This window comes from Asticcacaulis aquihabitans (assembly GCF_032490435.1).
In the GTDB taxonomy this organism is placed as follows: domain Bacteria; phylum Pseudomonadota; class Alphaproteobacteria; order Caulobacterales; family Caulobacteraceae; genus Asticcacaulis.
This window is the reverse complement of record NZ_JAVGWM010000003.1, coordinates 95,205-108,644: the sequence shown is the minus strand read 5'-3', so window position 1 is coordinate 108,644 and position 13,440 is coordinate 95,205. Positions and strand designations below refer to the sequence as shown.

Genomic DNA, 13,440 nt, shown 5'->3' with positions numbered 1-13,440 from the left:
GCTTATACACCCGCGAAGGACGACCTTCGCTTACACGCTGGGCCAAAGTTCAAGAAAAAGCCCTTTACACGCGCCGTCCCGATGACGGCAGACCTTGGCGGCATGGGGCCGATCATCGTCAGAACGAAAGACACAAAATGTTCGACATCAAAAGAAAATCCATCGACTGGGCCGGCCGCAAGCTGACCCTGGAAACCGGTCGTATCGCCCGTCAGGCCGACGCCGCCGTGTTGGCCACCTACGGTGAAACCACCGTCCTGGCCACGGTCGTCTATGCGCGTTCGCCGAAGCCCGGTCAGGACTTCTTCCCGCTGACCGTCAACTATCAGGAAAAGACCTTTGCCGCCGGCAAGATCCCGGGTGGCTACTTCAAGCGTGAAGGCCGTCCGTCGGAAAAGGAAACCCTGGTTTCGCGCCTGATCGACCGTCCGATCCGCCCGCTGTTCGTCAAGGGCTTCAAGAACGAAGTTCAGGTTGTCGCGACCGTCCTGTCGCACGACATGGAAAACGATCCGGATATCGTCGCCATGGTCGCCGCCTCCGCCGCGCTCACCCTGTCGGGCGTGCCGTTCATGGGTCCGATCGGCGGCGCTCGCGTCGGCATCATCGACGGTGAATATGTTCTCAATCCGACCTTGGATCAGATGAAGGAATCGGAACTCGACCTCGTTGTCGCCGGCACAGCCGACGCCCTGATGATGGTTGAATCCGAAGCCCAGGAATTGTCGGAAGACAAGATGCTCGGTGCCCTGATGTTCGCCCACCGTGGCATGCAGCCGGTCATCGACGCCATCATCGAAATGGCCGAACACGCCGCCAAGGAACCGTTCGACTTTGAAGCCGAAGATTTCTCCGGCATCGTTGCCGATATCAAGAAGCTGGTCGCCGACGATATCCGCGCCGCCTACGACATCAAGGGCAAGCACGAACGTCATGCCGCCGTCGGCGCCGCCAAGGCCAAGGCCGCTGTCGCCCTCGTGAAGACCGAAGAAAACCCGGACGGCGTAGATGCCGCCAAGTTCGGCGCCGCGTTCAAGGAATGCGAAGCCGAAGTTCTGCGTCGCGACATCATCGATCATGGCAAGCGCGTTGACGGCCGTCCGGTCGACAAGGTTCGCGCCATCGTGTCGGAAGTTGGCGTCCTGCCGCGTACCCACGGGTCGGCCCTGTTCACCCGCGGTGAAACCCAAGGCCTGGTCGTTGCCACGCTCGGCACCGGCGACGATGAGCAATTCATCGATGCGCTGGAAGGCACGTACAAGGAAAAGTTCCTCCTGCACTACAACTTCCCTCCGTACAGTGTCGGTGAAACCGGCCGTATGGGGTCGCCCGGCCGCCGCGAAATCGGCCACGGCAAGCTGGCCTGGCGCGCCTTGCGTCCGATGCTGCCGGAAGTGGCGGATTTCCCCTATACGATCCGCCTGGTCTCAGAAATCACCGAGTCCAACGGTTCCTCGTCGATGGCCACGGTCTGCGGCGGTTCGCTGGCCCTGATGGATGCCGGTGTGCCCTTGAAGCGTCCGGTTTCCGGTATCGCCATGGGCCTGATCCTCGAAAAGGACGGCTTCGCGGTTCTGTCGGACATTCTGGGTGACGAAGATCATCTGGGCGACATGGACTTCAAGGTTGCCGGTACCGAAGAAGGCATCACCTCACTGCAGATGGACATCAAGGTCCCCGGCATCACCGAGGAGATCATGACCAAGGCGCTGCGTCAGGCCAAGGACGGCCGTCTGCACATCCTCGGCGAAATGAACAAGGCCATCTCGGGCGCCCGTGAAGAACTGGGTGAATTCGCGCCGAAGATCGAAACGATCAAGATCGCGGTCGACAAGATCCGCGAAGTCATCGGTTCGGGCGGCAAGGTCATCCGCGAAATCGTGGAAAAGACCGGCGCCAAGGTCGATATTCAGGACGACGGCACGATCAAGATCGCGGCCTCGGAACAGTCGAAGATCGACGCCGCGCGCGACTGGATCAAATCCATCGCGTCGGAGCCGGAAGTCGGCGCCATCTATAAGGGCAAGGTCGTGAAGGTCGTCGATTTCGGCGCGTTCGTGAACTTCTTCGGCGCCAAGGACGGCCTGGTCCACATCTCGCAGATCAGCAAGGAAAAGGTTGCCAAGGTTTCCGACGTCCTCAACGAAGGCGACGAAGTGAAGGTGAAATTCCTGGGCTTTGACGATCGCGGCAAGACCAAGCTCAGCATGAAGGTGGTCGATCAGGAAACCGGTGAGGACCTGACCGAGAAGCTGGACGCCGAGCGCGCTGCCCGTGACGCCGCCCGTGTGGCGTCGGGCGAAGAGCCGGAGCTGGAAACGGCCGAAGGTGGTGAAGAGCGTGGCGGTGGTGACCGTCCGCGTCCGCGTCGTCGTCGTCGCGACTAAAAATGGGATGAGGGGTCGATGACCCTTTATCTTATCCGCTAAAAAGAAGAGGCGATCCCGTTTTGGGGTCGCCTTTTTTTGTTTCAGGCGGGATAAGGGACGCGGCCTATGCCCAAAAGGTGTATAAAATAGGCGCGTAAAGGAAATTCCATGTCTGACACGACGTCCGAAACGACCATTACCGACGAGACCCTCGACCGGGGTGCGATCCTGTTACTCGCCAACAAAGGACAGCCCGTGACCCTGACCGGTTGCGAGGTCGAAGAGGTTGACCTGTCCGACTTTATTCTCAATGGCTGGGTGTTCGATCAGTGCCTGTTCAAGAAGACGAAATTCACGTCCGCCAAGCTGGAGCAGGCGCGGTTTACGTCGTGCAAGGGCGCCCATGCCGATTTTACCAGCGCCATTCTCATCGAAGCCAGGTTTACGGGCTGTGATTTCAACAATGCGCTGTTTCGCGGTGCGACTCTGACCCAGGCGGAATTCCGGCGTTGCAAGCTGACGGGCGCCAACTTCAATGATGCGCGCGCCCTCGACATCAGTTTTGAGGAATGCCGGTTGAACGATGCCCGCTTGCGCGGCATTGCTTTTAACAAGCAGACCCTTAAGCAACTCGACATGCACAATGCCGAACTGCAAAGATGCGATTTCCGCGATGTCGTCTTTGAGGATTGCAGCCTGCGCGATGCGTCCCTGACCGACGCGCGTTTTGAGGGCGCGGACCTGCGCGGCAGCGACATCGGCGGGGTGCGCCTCGAAGATGCGCGCCGGTTCAAGGGGGCGACCATTTCCCGGTCTCAGGCCTCCGAACTGCTGTCAGAGTTGGGACTGCACGTGCGTTAAATTCGCGCGCCGCTTGCCGGCGACGTAGCGGAATGGCGGGTCACCAGCCGGTGCGGTGCCATTTCGTAAGCCTGCGGCTGTCCGCGAAACTGTCCCCGAATTTGCTGAAGTATGATCTCTACTGCCCGTTGCGCCATGGCGAAGACAGGTTGGTGGATGGTGGTCAAGGGGGGCCAAACCATCTGGGCGAAGGGAGCGTCGTCAAAGCCGACGACGGATATGTCCCCCGGCACGCGTACCCCGCGTTCGTGGGCGTGGTACAGTGCCCCTGCCGCCATGTCGTCATTGGCGCAGATCACCGCCGTAGCCGGGAAACCGCTGTCGATCAGGGCCCGCATATGGTCTGCCCCCGTGCTGAAGGTCAGTGTGCCGCGAAAGGCGCGATGATCGGCCTCGCCCAGCCCGGCATCTGTCAGGGCGCGACGAAACCCTTCGAACCGCTGGGCGGCGGAGATATGATCGCGCAATCCGTCGATAAAGGCGAACCGCTTGTGGCCCAGGCCGAGAAGATACCGCGTCAGATCGTAGCCGGCGGCCTCGTCATCTATGCCCACTCCGGCGCTGAGCGACCGCGTGGCCGGGCCGGCGGCAATGCTGGCAACCGGGAAATTGCGCATCTTGAGCAGGCCGATCAGTTCGGCGTCGTCGGAAAAAGGTGGCGCCAGAATAACGCCGTCGCAGGCGTGCTGGATAACCGGCTCCAGGATGCGGTCATGTCGTTTAAGGGAGTCGGGAAAAATCTGGGTCATTTGCAATTGCAATCCGGCCCGGGCGCAGCCGCGTTGCGCGCCGCTTTCGATGAGCAGGTTGTACCAGGTGACCGGCCCGACCTCGTCATTGGCCGGATAAACCAGCATCAGACTATGGACTCGCCCGCCCGCCAGAAGCCGCGCCTGAGTGTTGACCTTGTAGCGCAGAGCATGAATGGCGTCGAGCACGCGCGTCTTGGTGGTTTCGGCGACCCGGCCTTCGCCATTGAGGACGCGCGAAACCGTCGTGCGGCCGACACCGGCCAAAGCGGCCACGTCGTATATGGTCGGCGCCTTGGCCGTCATGCATCTCCCCTGTGTTGCGATGATAGTAGCGGTCGGACGTGACGGGTCAAGCGGACGACTGTCGCGCGCACGCAACGTTCGCGCCTGCAGCGAAAAATAAAACAATCAAAGCATTCAATTTGTTAGTTAAACAGGCCGTGCTGGGGTGACAAGATGAAAGCATGGGAGCGGGTCCATTTTCGCGTCATTGATTGACGGGTGGGGATGATATGGGCTCCTCTGGCGGCAAATTGTGGGACAGGGAAATCGCTATGAACCGCCACCTTATGGCCTAGTCGACCCAGGTCCCCAGGCCGATTCGCCCCTCATTCAGACTCTTCTGAAGCCTTCTGGCCCGCATGATCGTCACACGTGACAGGTCTGCAAACTGGCGAAGGCGGCCCGCTCCCTAAGGGTCGCCTCTTTTTTTGACCGTTCGCAAATAGGACTGTTCTGCGCCGAACGCGGTTACAAAAATAGACATTTTCCTGCCAAATCGCCAAACTTCGCCTTTCCTTGTCGGATAAGGCTTTGCGGGTTTCCGTAAGGGCAATCTCTGTTTTAAGCGCTTGCGCGGCGCCGATAATGGGCCTACGGGCGCAGGCATAGACCCCAAAAATGGGGCTACAAAAGAGGCCAAATATGATTTCAACGTCTGCGTGCCGTCTCATGACGGGCACAGCGCTCGCCTGCGTGTGGCTTGCCACCGCCGTCAACGCTCAAACTCCCGAACCCCCCGCCGAAACGGCCAGTGATCCTGTCGAGGTCACCGTTACGGCGCAAAAAAAGCCTGAACCGCTTAGCCGCGCGCCCATCGCCATGTCGGTCGTGTCCGGTCGCCAGATGGAAAAAGCTGGCGCGCACGACCTGAAGGATATTCAGACCCTGACGCCGTCCCTGCTGATTACATCCACGGCCAATGAAGCCCAGACAACGGCGCGCCTGCGCGGCGTCGGCACGGTCGGTGACAATCCGGGGCTGGATTCCTCGGTCGGCGTGGTGGTGGATGGCGTATCGCGCGCCCGCACCGCAACGGCTATGAGCGATCTGGGCGTTTTGGATCGTATCGAAGTGCTGAAGGGGCCGCAGTCGGATATTTATGGCAAGGGCGCATCCGCCGGCGTCATCCAGGTCGTCAGCAAGCTGCCGAGCTTTACCCCATCTCAGTCCTACGAACTGACGGCGGGTGAGCAGGGTACGTTTGGCGCATCCGCTTACGTCACGGGCGGGCTGTCGCAACATTGGGCAGGCTCTTTGTTTGCCACCAAGCGCCAGCGTGACGGTCAATACACCGTCCATACTGGTGACGGTCCGCGGACCCGCACGGATGACGGAAACCAGAACTACGGCTCGGTTCGTAGCCAGCTGCTTTATGACGGGGACGGGTGGTCGCGCCTGCGGATCATTGCCGACTATACCAAGCGGGATGAATCCTGCTGCGTCGGCACGGCCATCGCTATCGGTGGCACGCGTGGCTATATCGACAGCCTGGCGTCCGACGCGGGTACCGCCAGCGTCGTCGATCCGAAGGGCCGCGAAGCGTGGTCCAATCGCCCGACCGATCAAGTCATCGTCGATTCCGGTCTATCGGCGCAATGGGATCTGCGCCTGGCCAACAATGTCCAGTTGACCTCCATTACAGCCTATCGCCATTGGGACCATACCAACGGCTATGACGCTGACTTTTCGTCCGCCGATATCTATTATCGCGATCCGAACGGTGGGTTTGGCAATCGCTTCGACACCTGGTCACAGGAGGTCCGGCTCAACGGCAAGACTGCGCATTACGAATGGATGCTCGGGGCATACGCTAATCAGGAAGACCTGGTCCGCCATGACGAAACCCTCTACGGTCGGGATTACGAGGCCTATCTCGGCCTGCTGCTGACCGCTGGTGCCAACCGTAACCGGGTATCTGAGCTGACGGGCCTGCCGGTGGGGCAGTCCTTCGTGCCGGGCCAGGGCAATCACGACACCTACAGACAGCGCGAACGCAATATGGCCCTGTTCGGTCACGCCGAATGGTTCCTCACCGATACCGTGTCCCTGCTAGGCGGCCTGCGCTATAACCATCAGACCAAGGACCTGACCTCGGCCTATACCAATAGCGACAATGGCATTGCCTGCGCTCGTGCCACCGGTTCGCGTAGCACGATCTGCCAGCCCTGGTCCAACCCGGCCTTCAACGCCCTGACTGTGTCGCAAAAGAATGCCGAAGACGCGACGACGGGCTCGCTCAAAATGAAATGGCAAGCGACGCCGACGGTTATGGCCTACGCCTCCTATGCCACGGGTTGGAAAGGCGCCGGTTTCAATCTCGACCGGGAACAGATGGCCGATCTGTCCGCCGACCGCGATACCTCGTTCAAGGCGGAAACCTCGCGATCCTACGAAATCGGTCTCAAGGGCCGGTTCCTGTCGCGCCGTCTTGCCCTGGACGTGGCGGCCTTCGACGAACAGTTCCATAACTTCCAGCTCAATACCTTTCTGGGCACCAATTTCGTCGTCAACTCGGTGCCGCACCTGCGCTCCAAGGGCGTGGAAGTCGAAAGCCGTTATGTTGCCGGTGGTCTGATCCTTAATGGCGGCATTACCTATGACGACGCGCGGTTTGGCCCGGATGCCGTGCCCGGCGTGCCGCTGGTCGCCAATGGACGGGCGTCGTTTGCTCCGAAATGGTCGGCGGCCTACGGTCTCGACTACACCCATGGGCTTGGCAATTATCGCTTCAACGCCAGCTTCAGCGCCAAGTACAATAGCGATTACAATACCGGTTCCGATCTGGCGCCGATCAAGCGCCAGACGGCTTTCACTCTGTACAACGGCCGTCTGGCGATCAGCGACCCCGATGAGCACTGGTCGGTCGAACTGTGGGGCCAGAACCTGACGGACGAGGTCTATTACCAAGTGGCATTCTCCGCGCCGTTCCAGGCCGGCAGCTACAAGGCCTTCCTGGGTCAACCGCGGACCGTGGGTCTGACCTTGCGCCTGAGACGCTGATGCCTTCGCCTCCTCGCCATCACCGGCGGGGGGGCGTTGGCAATACGCCCGAAAAATCCCCTGGCGCATTGAGCGCCCGCGCCACATTTGGCGCGTAAGCCCAGGCCACGGAGTGGCCGCCCGGCGACTGAGGGCAAAAATATGTCGCATTGAGCGCCCGCGCCACATTTGGCGCGTAAGCCCAGGCCACGGAGTGGTCGCCCGGCGATTGAGGGCAAAAGCTTGTCTTCGCCGGTGTTTGTGCTAAGGGCACGCACCATGTCCGATATCGAAGCCGAAAACGGCGCCGCACCTTACCAGGTCACTGTCCTGACCATGTTCCCCGAGGCCTTTCCGGGCCCGCTCGGCGTGTCGCTGATCGGAACTGCCTGGAAAGAATCTCAGCGCTGGGCCTTGGAAACACTGGACATTCGCAACTTTTCGAGCGATAAGCGCGGCTTTCTTGACGATACCCCCGCGGGCGGTGGCCCCGGTCAGGTCCTCAAGGCGGATGTGATCGCTCAAGCTCTTGATTCTATGGAGCTTAATGATCGTCCTCTCGTCTATATGAGCGCACGCGGCAGGCCCCTGACGCAGGCGAAGGTCAAGGAATGGGCCCAAAAGCCCGGCCTGGTCGTTTTGTGCGGCCGGTTCGAAGGGGTGGATCAGCGGGTGCTTGACAGCCGTGGGTTCGAGGAAATCAGCGTCGGCGATGCCGTCCTTGCGGGCGGGGAAGCGGCGGCGATGGTTACGATCGAGGCGGTGGTGCGACTTATACCGGGAGTTCTCGGCGCATCGGCCAGTCTGGATAATGAAAGCTTTGAGGATGGTCTCCTTGAGCAACCGCAGTTTACGCGACCGCGGACGTTCGAGGGCCTCGACATTCCCGAAGTGCTGCTGAACGGCGATCACAAGAAAGCCGCCAAGTGGCGTCAAGACCAAAGAGAGGCAACCACGAAGGAACGGCGTCCGGATCTCTGGGCGGCTTATCTTTCCAAATTACAGGCAAAAGGCAAATAAGCCTCAACGTGTGTTTATCCGTAAGGATGGCACCTCAATCTTAGGAGCGTTCATATGAACCTGTTGCAGCAAGTCGAAGCTGAAGAAGTCGCCAAGTTGAAGGGCGGCAAGACTTTCCCCGAATTCCAGCCAGGTGATACCCTGCGCGTCAACGTCAAGATCAAGGAAGGCGACCGCGAGCGCGTCCAGGCCTTCGAAGGCGTCTGTATCGCCCGCGCCGGCGCTGGCATCAATGAAACCTTCACGGTCCGCAAGATTTCGTTCGGCGAAGGCGTCGAGCGCAAGTTCCCCTTCCTGTCGCCGCTGATCGACAGCATTGAAGTCAAGCGTCGCGGTGTCGTCCGTCGCGCCAAGCTTTACTATCTGCGCGATCGCCGCGGTAAGTCGGCCCGTATAGCCGAGCGTTCGATGAACTCGACGCGCGGTTCCAAGGGCGCCGAACTGCGTGCCGCCATGCAGAACGCCGCGTCTTCGGGCAATGCCGACGCCGAAGCGTAAGCTCGGATAAAGATAATACGAAAAACCCCGCCGGCAGCACCGGCGGGGTTTTTTTACGTCTGTGATCGACCGGACGGTTGCGATTATTGCGCTGATGAGTCCGGGCCGTAATTCAACCCGGGTGCGGGCGCCAGACTGCTTGACGACGAAGACGCCGCGCTTTCTGAGCCGAAGGGTTTGAAATCCATCGGCAGGTGAAGCAGGCCTTTCACATCGGTTTCCAGATCGCCGGGCAAGCCCAAATCCTGGCGAATAAAGTGGTAGGCTTTTTTGCTCGAGCAGCTGCAAACACGCAGATCATTGTTTTTGTTACGCCAAAAGACGAGGGGATAGGCGACGTTGACCTTGTTGTTGCGCAAAATCGGCGCGATCTGGTTGATGAAGTCGCGGGACGCCCAAACCACGCCGCTCCGCGCCAGATCGTTATCGGCCACCTCTATATTTTCGGCCTTCCAGACCTCCGCCGGAGTATTGCGCCATTTCACATATAACGGCCAACTGCGGTTCAACCACAGCTCAGCGATGGTGGATCGTTCTTCCGGGGTAGACTGCTTAACTGTACCATTGTCAGCCAGGGCGAACGGAATGACACGGGTTTCGATATTGCCTTGCTGAAGTCTTGGGAATTCAATGTCTTCATAAGCGCGGCAGGTGTCGCAGGTGCGGAATCCGACCATATAGACCCATTTTTTCGCCACGGGCTGGGTCACGGAGGTTGTCACGCCCGATGCCGGACCTGTGGTCAGAATGGCCTTTTGATAGTCGGGCGATACATAATCTGCGCGGTCAAGCAGGCTTTGCAGTTTGGCTATGTCGGCTGAGTTTTGAATCGTAACGGGCGCGTAGCGTTGGAACTGATCCCAATAGAACCAGTACCCCACCCCAAACAGGGTCGGGACGATTACCACGAAGGCCATGGCCCACAGCAGGAATTTCCGGCTCATTCACAAACCCCCCAATGGGCATAATAAGCACCGCACGGCGCCTAAATCAGCAGCGACTATAATCGTTAACGCATACGGGGAAAAGCCATCATGGTTAATATAAGAAATCCATCCCAAACCCCTCTGAAGCGAGGTTCATAAGGCTTTCCCGGTATTACCAGCGCAGGAACATGCTGATGAGTGCAAAAACCACACACAAAACAGCCGCAACCCAAAGCGTCATATAGGATGCGCGGTGTTTCGGCTGCCGCCGGTCCTCGGACACGGGCGAGGCGCGGTTGGTCAGGGAAGAACGGCTTGTGGCATCGGTCATACCGTCAGTCATACAAAGTCATCCGCGATTTGCCAACCCCGATTTGCCGCCTGGGGTGGCAACGGCGTTAACGTGTGGTTGCCTTGTGTACGCTCTTGCCGGATGCCCGGAAACCGGTTTACGGAAGGATATGGCGCAACTGCATATCATCGATGAATTGATATATGAGCGGGCACCCAAATTGGTGCGCTCGCCGGTCTGGCCTGCGCTCAGGCCTTTGCTCTACGCTATACTCGGCCGGCAAAAGGCGGTGGATATGGCGGACGCGGTGGCGGACATGGGCGGCGCGGAAAGCCTCGACTACGTCTCGAAACTTTTGTCGCTTGACGTCAATGTAAGGCATCTCGATCGCGTGCCCGTATCGGGACGCTGCCTCGTGGTGTGCAATCATCCGACGGGGATTGCCGATGGCATTGCTGTTTACGACGCCATCCGCAAACGCCGGTCCGACGCTATCTTTTTCGCCAATGCCGATGCGCTTCGTGTCAATCCCCGTTTTGCCGACGCGTTGATACCGGTGGAATGGGTCGAAGCGAAGCGGACCCGCGAAAAGACGCGAGTAACCTTGCATGGCGCCAAGACCGCTTTCGAAGCCGAACGCTGTGTGGTCATGTTCCCGGCCGGACGCCTGGCGCGGCGCAGTGCCGAGGGCCGTTTGGTCGATCCCCCTTGGGCGCCGACGGCGGTGTCACTGGCGCAAAAATATGCGGCGCCCGTCGTCCCGGTCCATGTCGCCGGACCGAACTCCTTCTGGTTTCACCTGTTTCACACATTTTCCCAGGAATTGCGGGATATCACCCTGTTTCATGAATTCCTCAACAAGGCCGGCAAACGCTTTGACCTGACCGTCGGGCCAATCATCGACCCTCAATCCGAAGAGCTGGAAACCGAAGCCCTGAAAGCCTATGTCGAAACCCGCCTGAGTGCCGATGCGGACGCGCCCTTCCATGCTTGAAATCGATCTGACGCAACCGCAAACCCTTTATCTGGCGGACGAGGCGGAAACCATCGCGCTCGGTGTCGCCCTGGCCCCGCACCTGAAAGCGGGGGACGTTGTCTATCTGACCGGTGAGCTAGGCATGGGCAAGTCGACCCTGGCGCGCGGGTTGATCCGCGCCCTGACCACGCCGGATCAGGACGTGCCGTCCCCGACCTTTACCCTGATGCAGACCTATGAGACGCCCGCCTTCGAAATCGCCCACCTCGATCTCTATCGTCTGAAAGCGCCGGAAGAATCCTACGAGCTGGGCCTGGACGACGCCCTGCCGCACAGTGTCCTGCTGATCGAATGGCCCCAGCGTCTGGCGCATTTGGGCTTTGACGACCGCCTGGATATCGTCCTAGAAGACAGCGACAACACCCACTCAAAGGCCGGCCGGCGCGTAACCCTTACGCCGCGAGGTCACTTCAGGGACTGAGATGATGGACCGCGAGGCGATCAAGCGCCACTTCCTGCTGAGTGCCGGATTTTCTGACGCCGAACGACATCCGTTGCCGGGTGATGCCTCGACGCGTCGTTATGAACGTCTGACGCGCACGGATGGCCGCACCTTCATGCTGATGGACCAGGTGCCCGCATTGGACATCCAGCCGTGCCGCCGCAATGAAACCGAAGCAGAACGGCAGGCATCCGGTTACACGGCCATGGCTCGTCTGTCGGCAGGCCGGATTGAAGCCTTTGTCGGCGCGGCCCATTATCTGCGCGATCAAGGCTTGTCAGCGCCGGAAATCTTCGAGGTCGATACCGCCAACGGCTTCCTGATCAGCGAGGATCTGGGCAATGACCTGTTCGCCCGTCTGATTGAGGCGGGAGCCGACGAAACACCCCTTTATCTCAGCGCCATCGAAGTTCAGGCTCGCCTGCATGACCTGACGCCGCCGGCCGTGCTGGACCATGATTGGCCGCTTCTCAGCTATGACGATATGGCCTTGAAGACGGGAGCGAACCTGTTTGTGGAGTGGTATCCGAAGTATGATGGGTCGGTGTCGCTAAGTGAGTCTGCTGTGGCGGAGTGGGAAGCGCAGTGGGCGCCGCTACGCCAACGCGCCGAAGCGGGTGTGACCGTCTTCATTCACCGTGATTATCATGCCGAAAATCTGTTGTGGTTGCCTCACCGCGAAGGTGTAGCCCGCGTCGGCCTGGTCGATTTTCAGGACTGTCTGCGCGCCCACCCGTCTTGGGACCTGTTGTCCCTGTTACAAGATGCCCGCCGCGATGTGTCGCGCGACCTCGAAACTGTGTGTCTGGATCACTATTTCGCTTTACGCCCCAATATCGATCGTGCGGCCTTCATGCAGGACTATGTCGCTTTGGCCACACTGAACGAAGCCCGTATACTCGGGGTCTTTGCCCGTCTGGTGACGCGCGATAACAAGCCGAGATATGAGGCCTTCATGCCCCGTATGTGGGGTCATATCGCGCGGAATATTCGCCAGCCGGGGATGGAAGGTCTGCGCGACTGGTTCTTGCGTCACGGTTTCGAAGACAGGCTGGCCATATGAGTCCGCAAACCGCTTTTATCCTCGCTGCCGGTCTTGGTACGCGCATGCGCCCTTTGACCGACGATCGGCCAAAGGCGCTGGTCGAGGTTGCCGGCCGCCCCCTGATCGACCATATGCTTAACCGGCTGAAGGCGGCAGGAGCGAAACGGTTTGTCGTGAATGTCCATTATTTCGCCGATCGCCTGGAAGCGCATCTGAAGGCGCGCACGGATATCGACATCATTGTATCGGATGAACGCGAAGCCTTGCTGGAAACCGGGGGCGGTCTGAAAAAGGCGCGCCCGCTTTTGGGGGATGACCCAATCTGGGTGGCCAATATCGACAGCGTCTGGCTGGAGGCGGCACCGGACGGTACGGCGCTTGAAGCCTTGGCCAAGCAATGGAACGCGGCCGAAATGGATGCTGCACTTCTGGTTACCGCCATGGAAACAAGCCACGGGTTCGACGGGGCTGGCGATTTCTTCCTGGGGAAAGATGGTCGATTGTCCTTCCGGGGCGATGCGGCGACAGCGCCTTTCAACTATATGGGCGTCCATATCACCCGCCCGGCGATTATCGATACGGAAACCGACGCGGCGTTTTCTTTGTCACGCATATGGCGGCGGATCGCGCCGCAAGGCCGCCTGTTCGGCACAGAGTTTACCGGCGAATGGATGCATGTCGGCGATCCGGCTGCGCGGGATTACGCCGACAAGCGGCTAAATTCCCGATCCGATCGATAGACGCCAGTGGCCAAACCTGAACTAGGCACCTTGGCCGACTCAGCCCAAAATCGACGCGATGGCATCTCATAACGATATTTTCGCACGGCCTTCGCCCCGATGGTTTTCAATACCGTCGGGGCGCTGTTTCCTGAATGATCTGGCCAGAGGTATTTGCGAGTCCCTAGGTGACCGGCTGTCGACGGCGCAAATATTGAC

Annotated in this window: 12 protein-coding genes; 9 read left to right on the top strand and 3 right to left on the bottom strand. The window is 59.7% G+C overall.

Annotation, left to right across the window (positions count from 1 at the left end; translation table 11 throughout):
* Positions 1–137 precede the first annotated feature (137 nt).
* Both pnp and RCJ00_RS11190 read left to right on the top strand, forming a co-directional pair.
* Complete coding sequence (gene pnp / locus RCJ00_RS11195; RefSeq protein ID WP_316221997.1) at positions 138–2,387, top strand: polyribonucleotide nucleotidyltransferase; 2,250 nt, start codon at positions 138–140, stop codon at positions 2,385–2,387.
* A gap of 150 nt (positions 2,388–2,537) precedes the next feature.
* Positions 2,538–3,230, top strand: coding sequence for a pentapeptide repeat-containing protein (locus tag RCJ00_RS11190; RefSeq protein WP_316221996.1), 693 nt, complete (start codon positions 2,538–2,540; stop codon positions 3,228–3,230).
* Here the strand turns inward: RCJ00_RS11190 and RCJ00_RS11185 are convergent.
* Entirely contained in the window at positions 3,227–4,285 is a 1,059-nt protein-coding gene (locus RCJ00_RS11185; protein ID WP_316221995.1) for a LacI family DNA-binding transcriptional regulator, read from the bottom strand. The two genes, RCJ00_RS11190 and RCJ00_RS11185, sit on opposite strands and share 4 nt — an antisense overlap.
* A 621-nt stretch (positions 4,286–4,906) precedes the next feature.
* Here RCJ00_RS11185 and RCJ00_RS11180 point away from each other — a divergent pair.
* The 3 genes from RCJ00_RS11180 (at position 4,907) to rplS (ending at position 8,761) form a co-directional block, all read left to right on the top strand.
* Positions 4,907–7,264 carry a TonB-dependent receptor gene (locus RCJ00_RS11180; RefSeq protein ID WP_316221994.1) on the top strand — a complete coding sequence of 786 codons (2,358 nt, stop codon included), beginning with the start codon at positions 4,907–4,909 and terminating at the stop codon, positions 7,262–7,264.
* A 258-nt stretch (positions 7,265–7,522) separates the two neighbouring features.
* Entirely contained in the window at positions 7,523–8,263 is a 741-nt protein-coding gene (trmD, locus tag RCJ00_RS11175) for a tRNA (guanosine(37)-N1)-methyltransferase TrmD (RefSeq protein WP_316221993.1), read from the top strand.
* A gap of 54 nt (positions 8,264–8,317) precedes the next feature.
* Entirely contained in the window at positions 8,318–8,761 is a 444-nt protein-coding gene (rplS, locus tag RCJ00_RS11170; protein WP_316221992.1) for a 50S ribosomal protein L19, read from the top strand.
* 83 nt (positions 8,762–8,844) lie between these two features.
* Here the strand turns inward: rplS and RCJ00_RS11165 are convergent, their stop codons facing one another.
* Together RCJ00_RS11165 and RCJ00_RS11160 are read right to left on the bottom strand one after the other, a co-directional pair.
* Positions 8,845–9,705, bottom strand: a complete 861-nt coding sequence (locus RCJ00_RS11165; protein ID WP_316221991.1) for a hypothetical protein — start codon at positions 9,703–9,705, stop codon at positions 8,845–8,847.
* 154 nt (positions 9,706–9,859) lie between these two features.
* On the bottom strand, positions 9,860–10,018 hold the full coding sequence (locus RCJ00_RS11160; RefSeq protein ID WP_316221990.1) for a hypothetical protein: 159 nt from the start codon (positions 10,016–10,018) through the stop codon (positions 9,860–9,862).
* A 130-nt stretch (positions 10,019–10,148) separates the two neighbouring features.
* Between RCJ00_RS11160 and RCJ00_RS11155 the strand changes: the two genes are divergently transcribed.
* The 4 genes from RCJ00_RS11155 to RCJ00_RS11140 are packed head-to-tail and all read left to right on the top strand — an operon-like array spanning position 10,149 to position 13,242.
* Positions 10,149–10,973 (top strand): lysophospholipid acyltransferase family protein, encoded by an 825-nt coding sequence (locus RCJ00_RS11155; protein WP_316221989.1) that lies wholly within the window; start codon positions 10,149–10,151, stop codon positions 10,971–10,973.
* The gene (tsaE, locus tag RCJ00_RS11150) at positions 10,966–11,436 is read left to right on the top strand and encodes a tRNA (adenosine(37)-N6)-threonylcarbamoyltransferase complex ATPase subunit type 1 TsaE (RefSeq protein ID WP_316221988.1); all 471 of its coding nucleotides are present in this window, start codon (positions 10,966–10,968) and stop codon (positions 11,434–11,436) included. The genes RCJ00_RS11155 and tsaE overlap by 8 nt, the downstream gene beginning before the upstream one ends.
* Position 11,437: 1 nt before the next feature.
* The gene (gene amgK, locus RCJ00_RS11145) at positions 11,438–12,520 is read left to right on the top strand and encodes an N-acetylmuramate/N-acetylglucosamine kinase AmgK (protein WP_316221987.1); all 1,083 of its coding nucleotides are present in this window, start codon (positions 11,438–11,440) and stop codon (positions 12,518–12,520) included.
* On the top strand, positions 12,517–13,242 hold the full coding sequence (locus tag RCJ00_RS11140; RefSeq protein ID WP_316221985.1) for a nucleotidyltransferase family protein: 726 nt from the start codon (positions 12,517–12,519) through the stop codon (positions 13,240–13,242). The genes amgK and RCJ00_RS11140 overlap by 4 nt, the downstream gene beginning before the upstream one ends.
* Positions 13,243–13,440: the final 198 nt, after the last annotated feature.

Excerpts from the sequence above, each read along its gene's own strand:
- pnp (WP_316221997.1), top strand. The coding sequence starts at position 138 with ATGTTCGACATCAAAAGAAAATCCATCGACTGGGCCGGCCGCAAGCTG.
- RCJ00_RS11180 (WP_316221994.1), top strand. The coding sequence starts at position 4,907 with ATGATTTCAACGTCTGCGTGCCGTCTCATGACGGGCACAGCGCTCGCC.
- trmD (WP_316221993.1), top strand. The coding sequence starts at position 7,523 with ATGTCCGATATCGAAGCCGAAAACGGCGCCGCACCTTACCAGGTCACT.
- RCJ00_RS11165 (WP_316221991.1), bottom strand. The coding sequence starts at position 9,705 with ATGAGCCGGAAATTCCTGCTGTGGGCCATGGCCTTCGTGGTAATCGTC.
- rplS (WP_316221992.1), top strand. The coding sequence starts at position 8,318 with ATGAACCTGTTGCAGCAAGTCGAAGCTGAAGAAGTCGCCAAGTTGAAG.
- RCJ00_RS11155 (WP_316221989.1), top strand. The coding sequence starts at position 10,149 with ATGGCGCAACTGCATATCATCGATGAATTGATATATGAGCGGGCACCC.
- tsaE (WP_316221988.1), top strand. The coding sequence starts at position 10,966 with ATGCTTGAAATCGATCTGACGCAACCGCAAACCCTTTATCTGGCGGAC.
- RCJ00_RS11160 (WP_316221990.1), bottom strand. The coding sequence starts at position 10,018 with ATGACCGATGCCACAAGCCGTTCTTCCCTGACCAACCGCGCCTCGCCC.
- RCJ00_RS11190 (WP_316221996.1), top strand. The coding sequence starts at position 2,538 with ATGTCTGACACGACGTCCGAAACGACCATTACCGACGAGACCCTCGAC.
- RCJ00_RS11185 (WP_316221995.1), bottom strand. The coding sequence starts at position 4,285 with ATGACGGCCAAGGCGCCGACCATATACGACGTGGCCGCTTTGGCCGGT.
- RCJ00_RS11140 (WP_316221985.1), top strand. The coding sequence starts at position 12,517 with ATGAGTCCGCAAACCGCTTTTATCCTCGCTGCCGGTCTTGGTACGCGC.
- amgK (WP_316221987.1), top strand. The coding sequence starts at position 11,438 with ATGATGGACCGCGAGGCGATCAAGCGCCACTTCCTGCTGAGTGCCGGA.